The organism is Leisingera sp. M527 (assembly GCF_025141525.1).
Classification (GTDB): Bacteria; Pseudomonadota; Alphaproteobacteria; order Rhodobacterales; family Rhodobacteraceae; genus Leisingera.
This window is the reverse complement of record NZ_CP081037.1, coordinates 2,092,542-2,110,712: the sequence shown is the minus strand read 5'-3', so window position 1 is coordinate 2,110,712 and position 18,171 is coordinate 2,092,542. Positions and strand designations below refer to the sequence as shown.

The window sequence follows — 18,171 nt, the reverse complement described above, 5'->3', positions numbered from 1 at the left end:
CTGTTGGCGCGATCAATAGCTTGCCATCTGGTGCGACAAGCAAAGGAATGGTTGATCCAGTGCTCAGGTCAAATTGCGGATCGTCATGGTGATTGTTCACATCTCCTTGAAAAGGGAAATACGAAACAGCGGTGTCGTAACGTGAAAGGGCTGGCAAATGCCAACCCTTTGCTTTTTTTCTAAAACGGAGAGACTTCACATGCCGAGAGCATAGCCCGTTAGAACGGGATTTCGTCGTCATCGATGTTATGGGACGCGCCGCCGCCGAAATTGCCGCCGCCACCAGCACCGCCGCTGCCGCCTTGCTGGCCGCTGTCATAACCGCCGCCGTAACCGCCGCCCTGGCTGCCGCCGCCATAACCGCCGCCGCCACCACCGTCTTGGCCGCCGCCGCCTTCACCGCGGCCGTCAAGCATGGTCAGGGTGGAGCCGAAGCCTTGCAGGACGATTTCGGTCGAATACCGGTCCTGGCCGCTTTGGTCCTGCCATTTTCGGGTCTGCAGCTGGCCTTCGATATAGACCTTGGAGCCTTTGCGCAGATACTGCTCTGCAACGCGCACAAGACCTTCGCTGAAGATGGCCACAGAGTGCCACTCGGTCCGCTCGCGGCGTTCACCGGTGTTGCGGTCCTTCCAGTTTTCCGAGGTGGCAATGCGCAGGTTGCACACCTTGCCGCCGTTCTGGAAGCTGCGCACCTCCGGGTCGCGGCCCAGATTGCCGATGAGCATGACTTTATTAAGAGAGCCGGCCATAGGGTTCCGTCCTTTTTTTCCTGAATGTCCTGTCCAGCACCGGTCCGGCGCGAATCCGTCCGGGCTGCTTGATTGGCACAGTACAGACCTGTGCAAGGTGAGGAAAGCAGCTCTCTGGGGATGATTTTGCAGGAGTTTGCGCTGCAATGATGACGGATTGCGCCGGTGTTGCTTTAAATTTCTTCTGCATTGGTTATATTTGCGCAAAGTGGGACAGTGTTGGGACAGCGGAAATGCGCAAAGCCGTTGCGGGGTTGGTGATTGCCATGGTCGGGGCAGGGCAGCCTGCCGCCGCCGATGTATTGAGCACCAAGAACCGGCGGGATTTGTTTTCCGCCCACACCAGGGTGCTGGATGGCCGTGCGGCGACCCAGTACAAGAACTCAACCCGGCTGCAGCCCAAGACCTATCAGATCCCTTCAGCCGCGGGCACGCTGCCCTATAGCGGCAAGTACCGCGGCCAGTATCTGCAGCTGGCGCGGGACGCGGCGCGCCAGCACGGTGTGCCCGAAGATCTGTTCCTGCGCTTGGTGCAGCAGGAGAGCAATTGGAACCCGAACGCCAAATCGCACAAAGGCGCGTTGGGCCTGGCACAGCTGATGCCTGCAACTGCACGGGCGCTGGGGGTCAACCCTGCGGTGCCGCAGCAGAACCTGGAGGGCGGCGCGCGGTATCTGGCGCGGCAGTTCCGCAAATTCGGGTCCTGGCGGCTGGCGCTGGCAGCCTATAATGCTGGTCCGGACGCGGTGAAGAAATACGGCGGGGTGCCGCCCTATAAGGAAACCCAGAACTACGTGAAGAAGATCTGGGGCAGCTGACGCGCCGTTTTATTAACCTGTGGGTAAGTTCCCTTAATGCCCCGTTAACTCCGTGATAGCGTCACGCATTTGCCTTAAATTTTTATGAATCTGCCCTCAAGTTCTGGAGGGAATAGCTTGTATACCAACAGCTTTGATGAGCGGATCAACCGGATTGACTGGCAGCCGAGCGCGGTTCCGACGCGGCAGATGATCGACAGTGTCCTGGCCAGCCGTCTGCCCCGGCAGCCGCGCAGTGCTGTGCTGAGCCTGGCAGGTGCCATTGTTGGCATTCTGATCGGCACCGGCCTCAAGGGCATGTCTTTGGCCGGATCTCCTTGGGGCCCGGAAACCGGCCTTGCGGGTGCAATCGGCGGCGGCTTGGCGCTGGCTGGCCTGGCCGCTTCGGTAACGGCTGCCCTGTTGGCTGCGGCCAAAGGGAAAGAGGCCCCGCGGCTGATGCAGTTTGCGTCGATGAACCTGCTGATGATCGTGGTGCTGCTGCTGAGCTGACAGGTTGTTTACAGCTCCTTTACCGACTTTCCCTTAGGTTCATGCTGAAGCCAGAACCAAGGAGCGGCTGATGAACCAACATGTGCGCAAACCTCCCGGATCTGAGGTGGAGATGCGGGCTGAACCATGGCTTGAGCGCGTTGACAGTTTTCTGGCGGAGGGGCACTACAAGCAGGCGCTTGCTGTATTGATACCGCGTGTCAAGGCGGGGTTGCCTGACATCAAAACGCTCGATCGTACCGCGATGAGCTATTACCAGCTAGGCGACGTGCAAACGGCATTGTCGCTGATCCAAGTGATGGTGAAGCAATGGCCCGATGTGGCTGCAGGTTGGGCAAAGCTGGCGGCAATGCAGCAAACCGCGGGCAACATCGAAGCTGCTGCCGGTAACTTTAAAACGGCTTTGAAACTGGACCCCTATCTGATCCGGGCGTTGTCGGCTCTGAACGGCCTGGAGCCGTTTTCGCGAAATGGCCAGAAGTACAAGCGCCTCAAGAAACTTGCGCAGGAAAAAACTCTGCCACCGATGGATCAGGCTCTGGTCCACAACACCATTGGGTTGATTGAAAAGCGTCACGGCAAGTATTCAGTGGCCTTCAACTGTTTTGCACGCTCGAAGGCATCACTGGGCGCCCGGTTCCATTCCGAAGCACTGCAAAGTGCCATCGACGGTCAAATCCAACAGTTCAAACCTGCACTGTCGGAAACGAGCGATCCAGCCGGTCCCAAAGTGATATTTGTGTGCGGCATGCCGAGATCGGGCACAACGTGGGCAGAGGCAATCCTGCAACGGCATTCTGCCGTTGAAACAATTGGCGAAAGCAAGGCACTGTCCCGGACATTGCGGGAGGTTCGCAAGTATACGGCCGAGGTCGGAAGAGGCACAGATGTTTGGTCCTGGGCCGGCAGCTTAGAGGAGCAGGAGATTGAAGTTTTTCGCAAGATGTACTTTCAGTTGGCTCTGAACGGGCAGAACAAGGGCCCGGTATTGATCGACAAAATGCCCATGAATTGCCGGGACATGGCCTTGGCTCAGGTTCTCCTGCCAGGCTGCAAGTTTGTTTTCTTGTCGCGGCACCCGCTGGATGTAGGGCTATCGAATTTCTCGATTTGCTTCCAGGAGGTCATGGCATTCACTTGCAGGTTGGACTGGCTTGGCTGCATGACACGCGAGGTGTACCGCTCGGCCTTGGACTACCAGTCCAAGCTTGGGACGCAGATGCGGGTCCAATCCTATGAGGCGCTTGTCACTGATCCCGAGAACCAAATCCCGGTTTTGCTCCAGCAATGCGGGCTGGACTGGGAAGATGCCTGCCTTGCACCAGAAGGCAATAAGAGCGTTGTGAATACCGCATCGCTTCTACAAGTACGAGAGAAAATCAACATTAAGGGCCTGAACAAATGGAAACCTTTTGAAAAGCAGTTGCAACCGCTTGTTGAGGCACTGGGCGGGCAGGAGTGGATCGAAAACTGGGAGCGCTGGGACAAAAACGCGGCTTTGACTGGCCGCTTTGAAACTGGTCCTGTTATATGAGCTGAATCAACCAGTCACTGGTTGAATTCTATCAGCGGAGCTCAGAAGCTAAAAAAGCCGGGGTATTCGACCCCGGCTTTTTTAGGCTGTGGATGAAGACACTTGCTGAGGCTCTCGCGTCTTACTCCGCCGCAACCTTGATCACCGGTGTCATGCGCTCCAGCACCTCGTCGCTAAGGTGGCATTTGATCTGATGGCCGTCTTCCAACTGGCGCACAGGCGGCACTTCCTTATCGCACAGGCCCCCTGGAACTTCGGACTTCCAGCGGCAACGGGTCTGGAACGGGCAGCCCGGCGGCGGGTTCATCGCCGAAGGGATGTCGCCCTCCAGCACGATGTGCTCTTTCACGATTGAGGTGTCGGCAATCGGCACCGCCGACAACAGCGCCTCGGTGTAGGGGTGGTAGGGCGGCGAGAACACCTGATCGGTGTCGCCCAGTTCCACCACATGGCCGAGATACATCACCATCACCCGGTCGCTGAGGTAGCGCACGATCGACAAATCGTGGGAGATGAACAGCAGCGTGGTTTTCTCCTTGCGCTGGATCTCCATCAAGAGGTCGGTCACCGCCGCCTGCACCGACACATCCAACGCCGAGACGGGTTCGTCCGCCACCACAATACGTGCACCGCCGGCAAAGGCGCGGGCGATGCCCACGCGCTGTTTCTGGCCGCCTGACAGTTGCCGCGGCATCCGGTCGGCAAAAGCGCGGGGCAGCTTTACCAGGTCCAAAAGCTCCAGCATCCGCTTTTTGCGCTCGGCTTCAGAGTTGCCGATGCCGAAGATTTCCAGCGCCCGTATGATCTGGCGGCCGACCGACATTGACGGGTTCAGCGTGTCGAAGGGGTTCTGGAACACCATTTGCACGTCCGAGACAGTCCTGGTGTCGCGCTCCTCAATCGGGATCTGTTCGATGTTCTGATTGTCCAGCAGGATTTGGCCTTCGGTGGCGGTTTCCAGGCCCATCAGCACTTTGGCAAAGGTGGACTTGCCGCAGCCGGATTCACCGACGATGGCCAATGTCTCAGACTCGCGTGCCTCGAAGCTGAGCGTTTCGTTGGCTTTCACCACCTTCTTCTCGCCGCCGCCGAACAGGGCGTTGGCTGCGACCTCATAATATTTCTTGAGGTTTTCCATCTTGAGAACAACCTTGCCAGGCGCGGTTTTTTCCTTCGTCTCAGCCAAGGTAATCGGGGCGTTCCAGTCGATTTCCTGGAACTTCAGACAGCGGGTTTCATGGCGGTCGTTGCCATGCACCGGCGACATCGGGATAATCATATCCTGATCGCAGCGGCCTTGTTCGAAATAGTCGCAGCGCGGCCCGAAGTTGCAGCCGTTGGGGCGTTCGTGGGGCAGGGGGAAGTTGCCGGGAATGGCCACCAGCGGGCGCGAGTTCTTGTCGGCGCCCGGCAGCGGGATTGAGCGGAACAGCGCCTGGGTATAGGGATGCTGCATTTCATCAAACACATCCGCGATCGAGCCGCGCTCAACCGCTTCGCCAGAATACATCACACACAGGCGGTCACAGGTTTCCAGCACCAGGCCGAGGTTGTGTGAGATGAACAGCATCGAGGTGCCGTATTTCTTACCCAGATCCTTCACCAGCTCAACCACGGCGGCCTCAACCGTCACGTCGAGCGCGGTGGTGGGTTCATCCAGGATCAGCAGCGACGGTTTCGACATCAGCGCCATCGCAATCACGATCCGCTGCTGCTGGCCGCCCGACAGCTGGTGCGGGAAGGAGTTCAGCATCCGCTCCGGGTCGGGCAGGCGCACGTCGGTCACCACTTCCATCGCCCGGTTATAAGCTTCCTTCTCGCTGACGCCCTCGTGGATCATCGGCACTTCCATCAGCTGCTTGCCGATTTTCATCGCCGGGTTCAGCGAGGCCATCGGCTCCTGATAGATCATCGCGATCTCATTTCCGCGGATGTCGCGCAGCTCTTCGGCGCTCATCTCGGCCAGGTCGCGGCCCTTGAACTTGATAGTTCCGCCGACAACGCGGCCGTTCTTGCCCAGGTCCTGCATGACGCCAAGCGCCACAGTGGATTTGCCGCAGCCGGACTCGCCGACCAACCCGACAGCCTCACCCGGTTGCACGGCTACGGAAAAGTCCATCACCGCAGGAATTTCGCGCAGGCGGGTGAAGAAGGAGATCGACAGCTTGTCAATCTCAAGGATCGGGCCGTCGTATTCTTCTATTTTGCTCATTTTCTTATTCTCCCTGTTGGAGCGGGAGGGGAAAAGGACCCCTTCATCTGGCTCCAATTCTCCGGGGGACCGGGTGGGCCGGTCCCCCAGCCGGATCAGTCCTTCAGGCTTTCTTCGCGCAACCCGTCCGCCAGCAGGTTCAGACCAAGAACTAGCGTCAGCAGCGCAAAGGCAGGCGGCAGCGCCGGGTGCAGGTAGATCGACAGCAGCTTGCGCCCGTCATTGATGGTCGATCCCCAGTCCGGGCTTTCCGGCGGCAGGCCAAGGCCAAAGAAACCCAGGGTGCCCAAAAGGATGGTGGTATAACCGATGCGCAGGCAGAAATCGACGATCAGCGGACCGCGGGCGTTGGGCAGGATCTCCCACAGCATGATGTACCAGGGCCCTTCGCCGCGGGTTTGCGCTGCGGCTACATAGTCGCGGGTTTTGATGTCCAGCGTCAGGCCGCGCACGATACGGTACACTGTGGGCGAGTTGACGAAGACCACCGAGACAAACACCACCAGGATACCGCCGGGAATGTCGAACATATCCATCGCCCGGGGCAGGCCCCAGATCGCGTATTCCGGTGTTTTGATCAGGTAACCGCCGTTGGAGACCAGCTGCAGATAGAACCAGATGATGGTCCCCAGCACAACCGGCAGCAGCCAGTTGCGCAGTTTGGGCCGGGTGTAGTAGCGCGAGTTCAGCAGCACCCCGACAAAGATGATCGGGAACACAAACAGCACGATGGCCATATAGTTCGGAACACCGGTGGCGACGATTTCCGGGGTCACCAGCAGGTAGAACAGCAGGATCACCGGGAAGGCCAGGATCAGGTTGGCTGCAAACGACAGAATCGTGTCCAGGCGGCCGCCGTAATAGCCCGCGGGCAGGCCCAGAGTGATCCCCACCATAAAGGCAAAGACCGCGGCCATCGGGGCAATCTTGATGACTTCCCAGGCGCCCTTGACCAGACGGCTGAAGACATCCCGGGCCAGGTTGTCACCGCCCAGCAGATACCATTCATACTGACCTTCTTCAGGGCTGCGCAGCGGCGTGCCAGGCACCTTGTTCTTCATGCCGGAAAGCTGTGCCAGCGGGTCATGGGTGATGATCATGTCCATGGCGCCGTAGACGCCGGTGAACACCCAGAACATCACCAGGCCAAAGCCGATCATGCCGATGGGGCTGTCAAACAGCTTGCCGTAAAGGCCAAGCCGCCGTTTGAAGCCGATCGAGAAAGCGTAGAGGATCACCAGGGAAATCCAAACCGGAGACAGCTGGTAGATAATACGCCCTGCAATTTCAATTGCGCTAAGAGGTTCCATTCTCTGCTGCCTTCCTTAAGAGATCCGGATACGCGGGTTCAGGTACACATAGCCAATGTCCGAGATCAGCTGTGTCACAAGAACCACGACAACTGAGACCACAGAGACGGCCAGCAGCAGTTCGATGTCGTTATTGCCTGCGGCTTCCACCAGGATCCAGCCGAAGCCCTTGTAGTTGAACAGGGTTTCGACAATCACCACGCCGTTCAGCAACCAGGGGAACTGCAGCATGATGACGGTGAAAGGCGCAATCAGTGCATTTCGCAGCGCGTGCTTCAGAACGATGTTGTGAAAACTCACACCCTTAAGGCGGGCGGTGCGGATATACTGCGCAGTCATCACCTCGGTCATCGAGGCGCGGGTCATCCGGGCGATGTAGCCCATGCCGTATAGCGCGATGGTCAGCACCGGCAGGAAGAAGTTTTCGAAATTCGGATTATCCATCGCCGAGGTGGCGGTGCCCTTGAACCATTTCAGACCGACGGTGGAAGATGTGAAGACAGCGATAAAGATCACCCCGGACACGTATTCCGGCGTTGCCGTCGTCAGGATTGAGGCCGTCGACAGGCTTCGGTCCGTCACCGATCCTTCGCGCATCCCCGCCAGGACACCGATGATCAGTGCCGATGGGATCATCAGGACCAGCACCCAGAACATCAGGCGGCCGGTATTGCCCAAACGCACTGCCACTATGGAGGAAACTTCGTCTTTAAAACGGGTCGAATAGCCCCAGTCACCCTGCAGAATACCGCAAAAGGTTGAGGCTTCGGCGGCCACTTCGGCTGAAACGGTGCCAGTCATGCACCGGCCTTTGAAACCCTCTTCGGTTTCTTGGGTCCAGCCGGGCAGCACGCCCAGCCATTGGCCGTATTTTGAGACCATGGAGCCGCCATAGCCGTTGGAGTCCAGCCAACTGGCCACGGCTTCGTCCGACATGCGGAAGTTGCCCTGGGTCTTGGCGAGTTTCTCAAGGTTCGGGTAAAGGTTCGTCAGGAAGAACACGATGAACGTCAGGCACAAGGCCGTCAGCAGCATCACGCCTGAACGTCGGAGAATGAAAAGTCCCATGGGGTCCCCTGTCAGTCTGGCGGATCGGACCCGGCTGCAGGTGCGGGTCTCTTATCATCTTAGCTGGAAAGCACCGCCCCATCCGGGGCGGTGCGGGTGCCGGGAGCCTGTTAGGGCTTTGCTTATGCAGCCCAGCCCCATTTGTAATGATGGTGCTCGAAGGCGACGTGCATATCCGCGCCGACAACGCCCTCGCGCGTGTGGCGGTAGATCGAACGCCAGTAAGGCTGGATGGTAACGCCTTCTTCCTGGATCAGCGCCTGGCCCTTGGCCGAGACCTCGCGGCGCTTGTCGGCGTCGGCGATCGACAGAGCTTCTGCCAGCAGGGCGTCGAACTCAGCGTTTTCCCAACCGAATTCGTTCCAGGCTTCGCCGGACTTATAGGCCAGGGCCCAGATTTGCACACCCAGCGGGCGGTGGTTCCAGTTGGTCGAGGAGAATGGGTACTTCACCCAGTCGTTCCAAAAGGTCGAGCCGGGCAAAACGGTCCGCTTAACCTTGAAGCCTGCGTCGCGCAGCTGTGCGGCCACGGCATCGGTGGTGTTCCGGCGCCAGTCGTCGTCAATCGACAGGATTTCATGCTCGAAATCCATCATGCCGGCTTCTTCCATCAGCGCCTTGGCGCCCGCCGGATCAACCTTCTGCTGCGGCAGTTCGGCATATTCCGGATGGATCGGACCGACATGGTGGTTTTCGGCTGGCTCGCCGCGGCCGCCATAGCCCAGTTCAAGACAGACGGAGTTGTCGACAGCCATCTGGATCGCCTGGCGGACGCGTTTGTCAGCATAGGGCTTCTTGCCGTCGATTTCTGCCAGCTGGTTGGTGCGGATCACAATCGAAGACATGGTGACAACTTCGGATTTCTTGTAGCCGAGACCGTCCATCACGTCGATGAATTCACCAACCGATTCATAAAGCATGTCGACTTCGTCGGATTCCAGCGCGGCCAGCCAGGACGACGGGTCGGTACCGAAATCGACGTATTCGATACGGTCCAAAGCGGGCTTGCCGTAAATCGCTTCGCCCCACCAGGTGTGGTTGTCGTTGCGTTCCAGGGTCGATTTCACGCCCACTTCCAGTTCGGTCAGCAGGAAAGGGCCGGTGCCGACGTTGGACAGGAAATCATTGGTCTGGAAGGACGCGTGAACAATCGCCGCCGGGTAATCCGACATGCCCGCGATCAGCGAAATGTCGGAGTTCGGCAGGTTCAGCTTCACGGTGTGGCTGTCGACCACTTCGATGCCGCCTTCAATCGCCTGGCCGGAGTCTGCGTCGATCAGGGTCGCAAAACGGCCGGCCATCGAGTTGCCTTCCAGCGACTTGTCGCACCAGCCTGCAATGTTGCGGGCCACGTCTTCGGCGGTGAAGTCGTCGCCGTTGTTCCACTTGACGCCTTTGCGGACGTTCAGCGTGTAGACGGTTGCGTCCTCGTTGACTTCCCAGCTTTCCAGCAGCATGCCGGTAAAGGAGCCGTCATTGTTGTATTCAACCAGATATTCGATGGTGCCGCGGGTCTTGTTGGCCATCTGCGACCAGTCAAATGTGCGCGGGTCCTTCAGCGGGCGGACTTCGGTCTGGATACGCAGGGTTCCGCCTTGCTTTTTCTCTTCAGCAGCCTGTACCGGTGCGGCCATGCCGATCATGCCATAGGCAGCCGTTGCGGTCACACCAAGCGCGGTGGCGCGGGTCAGGAACTCGCGGCGGTCGAGCTTGCCATCCAGCACTTCTCCGGCGTGCATCTTGGCGGCCCAGTGTACCGGTGCTCCGTTGATTGTGTCGTTGGTCATTTAGGTCTCCCTGTTATCCCGTTTGGTCATTTGTCTTGCGAAACGGATTTTGGCCCGGCGGTGTGCCGGGCGTTTTTGTTTAGCGTTTTGGATTAAAGTTTCCCCATGGCTGTATTCGGGCAGAGATATGCCGTTTCGTCAATGCACAGTTTCGGCGTTTGAAGGTAAAATTACGACATTCGGGGTGTCGTTTTCCCGAATTGAAACGGTATGCTACTGAATACTGTTCAAAACTGCCCAGTAACCGGGGTGAATTCCGCACTTGCTGGAAAACATGCAAGAATCTGCAAGCGGATCAAACTATTGTGACTTCTTGCGGGCGGCTTTGCGCACTGCGCTGGGGGTTTGACCGGCGTGCTGGGAGATGAAGCGGGTAAAGTAAGCGGCGCTGCCAAACCCCAGATGAGCAGCGATGTCGCGGATGGGCAGCTCAGAGCTGATCAGCAGCGTGCGCGCGGCGTGCAGCTGGCGCTCAGTCAGCAGGGCTGCGGCGGTCTTGCCGGTCTCGGCCTTGCAGACCCGCGTCAGGTGGGTTGGCGTGACCTTCAGCGCGGCCGCGTGATCGGCCATGGCGGCCTGGGTGCCGGGCAGTTCGGCGATGCGGAGGCAGTAGGCCTGGCACAGGCGCTGCGCTGCGGTCTGCCGGGCAGCCCGTCCGGCGGGCTCCGGTTGCCGGTGCAATGCAATGGCGGCCAGTTCGCAATGTGCCTGAACGGAGCGGTGCCAGAGCAGCTCCTGCGCGTTCTGCTCGCGGCTGATGGCTTCGAACAGGGCGGTCAGCCTGGCCTGGTCCTGAAGACTGGCGAACCGCTTCTGGACCGGCGTTTCCGGAAATGGCAGCGGCAGCGGGCCGGATACCGACAGAACCTGCCCCAGGCACTGGCGGGTGAATTCGGCGGACCACAGCGTGCCGGCCGGAAGGAAGATGGCGCTGTAGGGGCCAAAGCCGCGCTGTGCGCCATTGACACAGATGCGCCCCTGTCCGCGGGTGATCCAGATCAGCAGGTGTTCGCGGCGGGTATGCGCCAACCCGGTCTGCCAGGCGCCGTCTGGGGCAAGCCTGGACAAGGGGGCGGCGTGAATGTCGCCGGACAGGGTCGGATCAAATGGCATCAGATATCTTAGGCGCAGGAACAAATACGATCTGCTGCAACAGGGCATGAATCCCTGATTCTGGCAAGTTTTCGCCGGCTGGCACCGAAAACGCCTAAATTTTTAGGGTTTGTGCCTGCTGGTTGTCCGCGCAGCGGCGGTCAGGCCAGGGCCACCTGCTGCCAGTCTTTCATGCGGGCGCGGAACCAGCTGCGCTGACGCTTGGCAAACCGCCGGGTGGCGATGGCCGCGCGTTCTTCTGCCTCGGTCAGCGAAATCCGGCCCTGGCCATAAGCCATCAATTCCGGAACGCCGATCGCCTTGCAGGAGGGCAGGGCGGGGTCATAGCGGTCCTGCATCGCGCCGATCTCAGCCATGGCGCCTTGATCCAGCATCTGGCCAAAGCGTTTGCGGATGCGGGCCTCCAGCCAGGATTTCTCTGAGTTCAGCACCAGTGCGGTACAGCCGGACAGCGGCAGCGCCGGGGCGGGGGTGTCATCCTGCCAGCCGGCCAGCGGGCGGCCGGTGGCCTTCAGCACTTCCCAGGCGCGCTGCACCCTGGCCCGGTTCTGCAGATCGATGCGGGAGGCGGTCTTGGGGTCCAGCTCTGCCAGCAGCGCCTCAAGGGGCAAGCTGTCGCCCTTGGCGCGGACCTCGGGCGGGGTGGCAGGAATGTCCGCCATGCCTTCGGTCAGGGCGGTGAAGTAAAGGCCAGTACCGCCGGTGATGATCACCCGTTCAGGCCCTTTCAGCAGCTCCAGCACCTCGCGCAGCCAATGGCCGGCGGAATAATCCGCATCATAGGGCAGGTGCCCGTAGAGCGCGTGGGGCGCCTGCGCTTCTTCCTCAGCCGAGGGGCGGGCGGTGATCACCCGCCAGCAATCATAGACCTGGCTGGCATCGGCATTGACGATGATGCCGCCCTGCCGCGCGGCAATCTCCAGCGCCAGCGCGGACTTTCCCGAAGCGGTGGGGCCGGCAATCAGCACAGGCAGATCCGGGTTGATGTCAGGCAGGTTCATTCAGGCGTGTTCCGTCTCTTAAGTCCAGTTCCGCAAAACTGTGCGGAAAGCGCGCTGCGCGGATTGAAACCGGCGGCGATTTGCTTCATTTTGCGCGCAAACTAACCCTCACATCTTCTGGAGCGCAACATGCCTCAACCGCAAGACAAGCCGGAGCTGCATCCGGCCGCCGCCTATAAACGCGTCATGCTGAAAATTTCGGGCGAGGCATTGATGGGCGATCAGGGGTTCGGCCTGCATCCGCCGACCGTGCAGCGCATCGCCCGCGAAGTGAAATCGGTGCAGGAGATGGGCGTCGAGATTTGCATGGTGATCGGCGGCGGCAACATCTTCCGCGGTCTGTCCGGGTCCGCCCAGGGCATGGAACGGACCACCGCCGATTACATGGGGATGCTGGCAACCGTGATGAATGCGCTTGGCATGCAGTCGGCGCTGGAAGAACTGGGGGTTTTCACCCGGGTGATCTCGGCGATCCGCATGGATGAGGTGGCCGAACCCTATATCCGCCGCCGCGCCGTGCGCCACCTGGAGAAAAAGCGGGTTTGCATCTTTGCGGCGGGCACCGGCAACCCGTATTTCACCACCGATACTGCCGCCACCCTGCGGGCCAATGAAATGGCCTGTGAGGCAATCTTCATGGGTAAGAACGGGGTTGATGGCGTCTATGACAAAGACCCCAAGGAACATGCCGATGCCGTCCGTTATGACGAGATCAGCTATGACGAAGTCTTTGCCAAACGGCTGAAGGTGATGGATGCCTCGGCCATTGCGCTGGCACGTGACAACAATCTGCCGTTGATCGTGTTCCCGCTGGATGAGCCGGGCGGCTTCCGCGGCATCCTGGCCGGCAAAGGCACCTATACCAAGGTTCACGGCTAAGCCCTGATCAGGGGTTGAGGAAAGACGCGGGCCCATTGCAGCCCGCGTTTTTTTGTGTCTGGCCGGGGCGGATCCCTTGGCGAGGCAGGGCAATTCCGTGAAATCACCGGAATGCAGACTAAATTTCCTGGATGACAGGGGAGACCGGCAAGGGGCAATATGCAATCCCGGCGGCGGCAAATCCTGGCCGACATCGCTATACATCAGCCTTCCAATGGCTTATGAGCCAAGGGAAGACCGCCTCAGATAAGGGGAGAGAGCAGAATGTCTGATGATTTTGAACTGGATACCGACGACCTGAAGCGCCGTATGGACGGTGCCATGGCCAACCTGCGGACCGAATTCGCGTCCTTGCGCACCGGCCGGGCCTCTGGCTCGATGCTGGAGCCGGTGATGGTGGATGCCTATGGCTCGATGACGCCGATCAACCAGGTCGGCACCGTGAACGTGCCGGAACCGCGCATGGTCACCATCAACGTCTGGGACAAGGGCCTGGTCGGCAAGGTCGAAAAGGCAATCCGCGAATCCGGGCTGGGGATCAACCCGCAGCTTAATGGCACCATCATCATGCTGCCGATTCCGGAACTGAACGAGGAACGCCGCCGCGAGCTGACCAAAGTTGCCGGGCAGTATGCCGAACATGGCCGGGTTTCGATCCGCAACGTGCGCCGCGACGGCATGGACCAGATCAAGAAGGCCAAGGCCGACGGCATGTCGGAAGACGATCAGAAGTTCTGGGAAGCCGAAGTGCAGGAGCTGACCGACAAGATGATCAAGGCCGTGGATGAGGCGCTTGAGACCAAGCAAGCCGAAATCATGCAGGTCTGACCGGCAGTATGCCAGGAGATGCAAATCCGCAATTGAGCGCCGCCGGAGAGTCTCCGGCGGTCCGTTCCGGCCCGCGCCATGTGGCCATCATCATGGACGGCAATGGCCGCTGGGCGCAGGCCCGCGGGCGGCCGCGGCTGTTCGGCCACCATGCCGGCGCGCGCCGGGTGCGTGAAGTTGTCGAGTGCTGCCCAAGTTTGGGCGTGAAATACCTGACTATCTTTGCCTTTTCGACCGAGAACTGGAAACGCACCCAGACCGAGGTCGCAGGCCTGATGAGCCTGTTCCGGCGTTACATTTCCAAGGAAATGAACGCTTTGGCCGAAAAAGATGTCCGGGTGCGCTTTATCGGCGACCGGGTTCGGCTGGATGCCAAGCTGATCGACCTGATGGACAAGCTGGAACAGAAGACCGAAGGCAACGACGGCACCCAGCTGACCATCGCGCTGAATTACGGTGGCCGTGACGAGGTTGCCCGTGCCACCAAGCGGCTGGCGCAGGATGTGGCGGATGGCCGGCTTGATCCCGCCAAAGTCGATGAAGAAACTCTGCCGCGGTATCTGGACACCCATGTGCTGCCGGATCCGGATCTGGTGATCCGCACCAGCGGCGAGGCGCGGATCTCGAACTTTCTGCTGTGGCAATCGGCCTATGCGGAGTATGAGTTCATCGACACGCTGTGGCCGGATTTCTCCGGTGAGGAGCTGGCGAGGCTTTGCAACAGCTATGGCAGCCGCGACCGCCGGTTCGGGGCCGTCAAAACATGAGTGCCGCCAAGGGCCGCTGGGCGGACCTGCTGCCGCGGGCCTTGTCTGCGCTGGTGATGGTGGCCGCGGGCGGATATGCCGTGTGGGCCGGCGGGCTGGTGTTTGATGTGATGATTGCGCTGTGCAGCGGCGGCATGGTGTGGGAACTGGTGCGGATGCTTCAGCCTGCGCGCAGCGGCACTGCGCTGCAGCTTGGTGCAATCTCTGCCGTTGCCGTACTGCTGGCGTCGTTCCTGCCGGTGCTTTGGGTGCTGCCGGTCTTGGCGGCCCCTGTGGCGGCAGGGTTCAGCCAGATCAGCGAACGGCGGCAGTATTTCACCGGCTTTGCCTTGTGGGTTCTGCTGGCGGGTTTCGGCTTTATCTGGCTGCGCGGCCAGATGGGTGTGGCTTGGATGCTGTGGCTGATCGGCATTGTGGTGGCAACTGATATCGCGGGCTATTTTGCCGGCAAGGCAATCGGCGGGCCAAAGTTCTGGCCGCGTGTCAGCCCCAAGAAAACCTGGAGCGGCACAGCGGCTGGCTGGCTGGCAGCTGCTGTCGTGGGCGCGGGTTTTGCCGGGCAGATGGGTCTGGGCTATGGCATTGTGGTGCTGTCGGTGCTGCTGTCGATGGCCAGCCAGGCGGGCGACGTGGCCGAAAGCGCACTGAAGCGGAAGATGGGCGTCAAGGATTCCAGCGGGTTGATTCCCGGCCATGGCGGGCTGTTCGACCGGTTCGACGGGATGCTGGGGGCTGCGGCGATGTTCCTGGCCGTGACCGCCCTCTGGGGATAACCAGACAGGAAAAACTATGCGGAAAGTCTCGATTTTCGGCGCGACGGGCTCGATTGGCCAGAACACCATCGATCTGATCCGCCGCGCGCCGGACGCTTATGATGTTGTGGCGCTGACCGGCGGCGCCAATATCGCCCAGCTGGCCGAAGACGCTGTTGCGCTGCGGGCTGATGTTGCTGTGACTGCTTATGACAACCGCCTGCCGGATCTGCGCGCGGCGCTGGCAGGAACCGGCGTCGAGGCCGCAGCAGGGCAGGCGGCGCTGGTTGAGGTTGCTGCGCGTCCCGCGGATTGGATCATGTCGGCCATTGTGGGCGCGGCTGGTCTGGCTCCGGGGCTGGAGGCGCTGAAACACGGCACCACCCTGGCGCTGGCCAACAAGGAATCGCTGGTTTGCGCCGGCCGGTTGCTGCTGGAGACAGCAGCGGCGCACGGCGCCCGGCTGCTGCCGGTGGACAGCGAGCATTCGGCGGTGTTCCAGGGCCTGGCGGGCGAAGACATCGGTGCAGTTGAGCGGATCATCATCACCGCGTCCGGCGGGGCATTTCGCGACTGGCCGCTGGAAGAGCTGCCAGGTGCAAGCCTGGCGCAGGCGTCGTCCCACCCCAATTGGGACATGGGGCAGCGGATCACCATCGACAGCGCGTCCATGTTCAATAAAGCGCTGGAAGTTATTGAAACCCGGGAATACTTCGGTGTCCGGCCTGAACAGATCGAGGTGCTGGTGCATCCCGAATCGCTGGTTCATGCGCTGGTTGGCTTCAATGACGGTGCGCTGATGGCGCATCTGGGCGCGCCGGACATGCGCCACGCCATCGGATACGCGCTGCATTGGCCGGAACGCCAGGAACTGCCGGTGGAGCGGCTGGATCTGGCCCGCATCGGCCAGTTGAATTTCCGCGCACCGGACCCGGCCCGCTATCCGGCGCTGCGCCTGGCCTATGATGTGATGGCCCGCGGCGGCATGATGGGCGCAGCCTTTAACGGCGCCAAGGAACAGGCGCTGGATGACTTCATCGCAGGCCGCATCCGGTTCACTGATATGGCGGCCGTCACCGAGACCGCGCTGGAGCGCATGTCAGCGGAACGTGACCTCATTGATGCCGCAATGACACTTGATAACGTGACCCGGGTCGACCATCTCGCCCGGCAACAGGCGGCACGCGCCGCAGAAGAACGCATAGGGTAGATCTTTGGACGTACTTGCTTTTGTTCCGCAGTTTGGCGGTTTTCTTTATACGATTGCCAGTTTTGTCATCGCCTTGTCGGTGATTGTGGCAGTGCATGAATACGGCCACTACATTGTTGGCCGCTGGTCGGGAATCCACGCCGAGGTGTTCTCGCTGGGGTTTGGTCCGGTGCTGTGGAGCCGGGTGGACAAACACGGCACCCGCTGGCAGGTCGCAGCGCTGCCGTTTGGCGGTTATGTGAAATTTCTTGGTGATGCTGATGCGGCCTCGGGCAAGGATGCCGGTGCTATGGAAGCCGCCGCAGACGATCCGGCAGCCCTGCGCCGCACCATGCATGGCGCGCCGTTGTGGGCCCGGACCGCAACTGTGGCAGCAGGCCCGGTGTTCAACTTTGTGATGTCGGCGATCATCTTTACCGCAGTTGCCATGTCCCAAGGCATCATGCGTGACCCGCTGACCATCGGCGTGCTGGCGCCGCTGCCGGGGGTCGAAAGCGGGCTGCAGCAGGGGGATGAGCTGATAGCAGCAGGCGGAATTGCGGTGCCAAGCTATACCGATCCCGATGCCTGGGAGGCCTTCCGCGAGGCCCTGCCGCAAGAGCAGCCGCTGGACTATCAAGTGCGCCGCGACGGTACTGAAATCAGCGTCAGCGGACCGTATCTTTATCCGCCCTATGTGCGCGGTGTGGTGCCGCGCAGTGCAGCCGCAGATGCAGGATTGCAGCCGGAAGACGTGATCCTGGCGATGAATGGCGCGCCGGTTGTGTCCTTTGACCAGCTCAAGACGCACGTCGAGGCTGCGGACGGCAAAGTGCTGGTGCTGGACGTCTGGCGCGACGGCCAGCAGGTCGAAATGGCCCTGGCGCCGCGCCGCACCGATGAGCCGCAGCCGGATGGCGGCTTTGCCACCCGCTGGCGGATCGGCATCATTGGCGGCCTGGCCTTTGAACCGGCAACAGAATCCGCAGGCTTCGGCGCCTCTTTGGCGGCGGGAACCTATCAGGTTTGGGCTGTGGTGGAGACCTCGTTGTCGGGGCTGAAGCATATGATCACCGGCGCCATCAGCACCTGCAACCTGTCCGGGCCGATCGGCATTGCCGAAACTTCGGGCGCGATGGCCAGCCAGGGGGCCGAGAGCTTTATCCGCTTCATTGCGGTGCTGTCGACGGCTGTGGGCCTGCTGAACCTGTTCCCGGTGCCTGCGCTGGATGGCGGCCATCTGATGTTCTACGCCTACGAGGCCGTGGCAGGCCGTCCGCCCAGCGACCGGGCGGTGCGGGTGCTGATGTCGCTTGGCATTGCTATTGTGCTGTCGCTGATGGTGTTTGCGCTTGGCAATGATTTGTTCTGCTGAGAAGCCGGTACAGAAAGGATGACTTCGGGCGGCCATTTTGCCGCCCAAGTGCTGCCACATTCTCCCGTTAACTTTTTATCAATCCGCAAATTGTGCCAGATAGGTGCTTTGCGGACTGGTGAACGATAACTGGGGGACAAATGATGCAGACACTCTCGCAATCTTACCATGGCCTGGGCCTGTTGGTTCTGCTGAATTGGGACCGTGCGCTGACGGGTTTTGCCGTCCTCGGCGCATTGACCGCAGGCGCCTGGCTCGCCACATTGTGATTCCTGCAACCGGCGCGCAAGCCCG

The 18,171-nt window shown here is 60.6% G+C and carries 17 protein-coding genes; 10 read left to right on the top strand and 7 right to left on the bottom strand.

What is annotated here, in order from left to right; all coding sequences use genetic code 11:
• Positions 1-218: 218 nt before the first annotated feature.
• Positions 219-752 carry a single-stranded DNA-binding protein gene (ssb, locus tag K3555_RS10515; RefSeq protein WP_259999340.1) on the bottom strand — a complete coding sequence of 178 codons (534 nt, stop codon included), beginning with the start codon at positions 750-752 and terminating at the stop codon, positions 219-221.
• A 233-nt stretch (positions 753-985) separates the two neighbouring features.
• Here ssb and K3555_RS10510 point away from each other — a divergent pair, with 233 nt between their 5' ends.
• The 3 genes from K3555_RS10510 (at position 986) to K3555_RS10500 (ending at position 3,596) form a co-directional block, all read left to right on the top strand.
• Positions 986-1,570 (top strand): lytic transglycosylase domain-containing protein, encoded by a 585-nt coding sequence (locus K3555_RS10510; RefSeq protein WP_259999338.1) that lies wholly within the window; start codon positions 986-988, stop codon positions 1,568-1,570.
• A 117-nt stretch (positions 1,571-1,687) separates the two neighbouring features.
• The gene (locus tag K3555_RS10505; protein WP_259999336.1) at positions 1,688-2,062 is read left to right on the top strand and encodes a hypothetical protein; all 375 of its coding nucleotides are present in this window, start codon (positions 1,688-1,690) and stop codon (positions 2,060-2,062) included.
• Between the two features lie 70 nt (positions 2,063-2,132).
• The gene (locus K3555_RS10500; RefSeq protein ID WP_260008427.1) at positions 2,133-3,596 is read left to right on the top strand and encodes a sulfotransferase; all 1,464 of its coding nucleotides are present in this window, start codon (positions 2,133-2,135) and stop codon (positions 3,594-3,596) included.
• A 121-nt stretch (positions 3,597-3,717) separates the two neighbouring features.
• On the opposite strand, the gene K3555_RS10495 is transcribed toward K3555_RS10500, so the two are convergent.
• From K3555_RS10495 to miaA, 6 genes are all read right to left on the bottom strand, one after another.
• The gene (locus tag K3555_RS10495; RefSeq protein WP_259999332.1) at positions 3,718-5,808 is read right to left on the bottom strand and encodes an ABC transporter ATP-binding protein; all 2,091 of its coding nucleotides are present in this window, start codon (positions 5,806-5,808) and stop codon (positions 3,718-3,720) included.
• 95 nt (positions 5,809-5,903) lie between these two features.
• Positions 5,904-7,118 (bottom strand): ABC transporter permease, encoded by a 1,215-nt coding sequence (locus tag K3555_RS10490; RefSeq protein WP_259984660.1) that lies wholly within the window; start codon positions 7,116-7,118, stop codon positions 5,904-5,906.
• Between the two features lie 15 nt (positions 7,119-7,133).
• Entirely contained in the window at positions 7,134-8,186 is a 1,053-nt protein-coding gene (locus tag K3555_RS10485) for an ABC transporter permease (protein ID WP_259984658.1), read from the bottom strand.
• 122 nt (positions 8,187-8,308) lie between these two features.
• A complete protein-coding gene (locus tag K3555_RS10480) occupies positions 8,309-9,973 on the bottom strand; it encodes an ABC transporter substrate-binding protein (protein ID WP_260008426.1) in 1,665 nt (554 codons plus the stop codon).
• 300 nt (positions 9,974-10,273) lie between these two features.
• Positions 10,274-11,086 (bottom strand): AraC family transcriptional regulator, encoded by an 813-nt coding sequence (locus tag K3555_RS10475; RefSeq protein WP_260008424.1) that lies wholly within the window; start codon positions 11,084-11,086, stop codon positions 10,274-10,276.
• A gap of 140 nt (positions 11,087-11,226) precedes the next feature.
• Positions 11,227-12,087 (bottom strand): tRNA (adenosine(37)-N6)-dimethylallyltransferase MiaA, encoded by an 861-nt coding sequence (miaA, locus tag K3555_RS10470; protein ID WP_259999326.1) that lies wholly within the window; start codon positions 12,085-12,087, stop codon positions 11,227-11,229.
• Positions 12,088-12,216: 129 nt separating this feature from the next.
• On the opposite strand from miaA, the gene pyrH reads away from it, so the two are divergent.
• The 7 genes from pyrH (at position 12,217) to K3555_RS10435 (ending at position 18,146) form a co-directional block, all read left to right on the top strand.
• Entirely contained in the window at positions 12,217-12,966 is a 750-nt protein-coding gene (pyrH, locus tag K3555_RS10465; protein WP_129370696.1) for a UMP kinase, read from the top strand.
• 264 nt (positions 12,967-13,230) lie between these two features.
• Complete coding sequence (gene frr, locus K3555_RS10460; RefSeq protein WP_129370698.1) at positions 13,231-13,794, top strand: ribosome recycling factor; 564 nt, start codon at positions 13,231-13,233, stop codon at positions 13,792-13,794.
• An 8-nt stretch (positions 13,795-13,802) separates the two neighbouring features.
• The gene (locus tag K3555_RS10455; protein WP_129370700.1) at positions 13,803-14,561 is read left to right on the top strand and encodes an isoprenyl transferase; all 759 of its coding nucleotides are present in this window, start codon (positions 13,803-13,805) and stop codon (positions 14,559-14,561) included.
• Entirely contained in the window at positions 14,558-15,334 is a 777-nt protein-coding gene (locus tag K3555_RS10450) for a phosphatidate cytidylyltransferase (protein WP_260008422.1), read from the top strand. Before K3555_RS10455 ends, K3555_RS10450 begins: the two co-directional genes overlap by 4 nt.
• A 16-nt stretch (positions 15,335-15,350) precedes the next feature.
• Positions 15,351-16,523 (top strand): 1-deoxy-D-xylulose-5-phosphate reductoisomerase, encoded by a 1,173-nt coding sequence (gene dxr / locus K3555_RS10445; RefSeq protein ID WP_260008421.1) that lies wholly within the window; start codon positions 15,351-15,353, stop codon positions 16,521-16,523.
• 4 nt (positions 16,524-16,527) lie between these two features.
• Positions 16,528-17,877, top strand: coding sequence for an RIP metalloprotease RseP (rseP, locus tag K3555_RS10440; RefSeq protein WP_260008420.1), 1,350 nt, complete (start codon positions 16,528-16,530; stop codon positions 17,875-17,877).
• Positions 17,878-18,017: 140 nt separating this feature from the next.
• A complete protein-coding gene (locus K3555_RS10435; RefSeq protein WP_259992731.1) occupies positions 18,018-18,146 on the top strand; it encodes a hypothetical protein in 129 nt (42 codons plus the stop codon).
• Positions 18,147-18,171: the final 25 nt, after the last annotated feature.

Coding starts and splice junctions, on each gene's coding strand:
- K3555_RS10475 (WP_260008424.1), bottom strand. CDS start 11,086: ATGCCATTTGATCCGACCCTGTCCGGCGACATTCACGCCGCCCCCTTG.
- pyrH (WP_129370696.1), top strand. CDS start 12,217: ATGCCTCAACCGCAAGACAAGCCGGAGCTGCATCCGGCCGCCGCCTAT.
- K3555_RS10480 (WP_260008426.1), bottom strand. CDS start 9,973: ATGACCAACGACACAATCAACGGAGCACCGGTACACTGGGCCGCCAAG.
- miaA (WP_259999326.1), bottom strand. CDS start 12,087: ATGAACCTGCCTGACATCAACCCGGATCTGCCTGTGCTGATTGCCGGC.
- K3555_RS10450 (WP_260008422.1), top strand. CDS start 14,558: ATGAGTGCCGCCAAGGGCCGCTGGGCGGACCTGCTGCCGCGGGCCTTG.
- K3555_RS10455 (WP_129370700.1), top strand. CDS start 13,803: ATGCCAGGAGATGCAAATCCGCAATTGAGCGCCGCCGGAGAGTCTCCG.
- K3555_RS10495 (WP_259999332.1), bottom strand. CDS start 5,808: ATGAGCAAAATAGAAGAATACGACGGCCCGATCCTTGAGATTGACAAG.
- K3555_RS10510 (WP_259999338.1), top strand. CDS start 986: ATGCGCAAAGCCGTTGCGGGGTTGGTGATTGCCATGGTCGGGGCAGGG.
- ssb (WP_259999340.1), bottom strand. CDS start 752: ATGGCCGGCTCTCTTAATAAAGTCATGCTCATCGGCAATCTGGGCCGC.
- frr (WP_129370698.1), top strand. CDS start 13,231: ATGTCTGATGATTTTGAACTGGATACCGACGACCTGAAGCGCCGTATG.
- K3555_RS10490 (WP_259984660.1), bottom strand. CDS start 7,118: ATGGAACCTCTTAGCGCAATTGAAATTGCAGGGCGTATTATCTACCAG.
- K3555_RS10500 (WP_260008427.1), top strand. CDS start 2,133: ATGAACCAACATGTGCGCAAACCTCCCGGATCTGAGGTGGAGATGCGG.
- dxr (WP_260008421.1), top strand. CDS start 15,351: ATGCGGAAAGTCTCGATTTTCGGCGCGACGGGCTCGATTGGCCAGAAC.
- K3555_RS10435 (WP_259992731.1), top strand. CDS start 18,018: ATGATGCAGACACTCTCGCAATCTTACCATGGCCTGGGCCTGTTGGTT.
- K3555_RS10485 (WP_259984658.1), bottom strand. CDS start 8,186: ATGGGACTTTTCATTCTCCGACGTTCAGGCGTGATGCTGCTGACGGCC.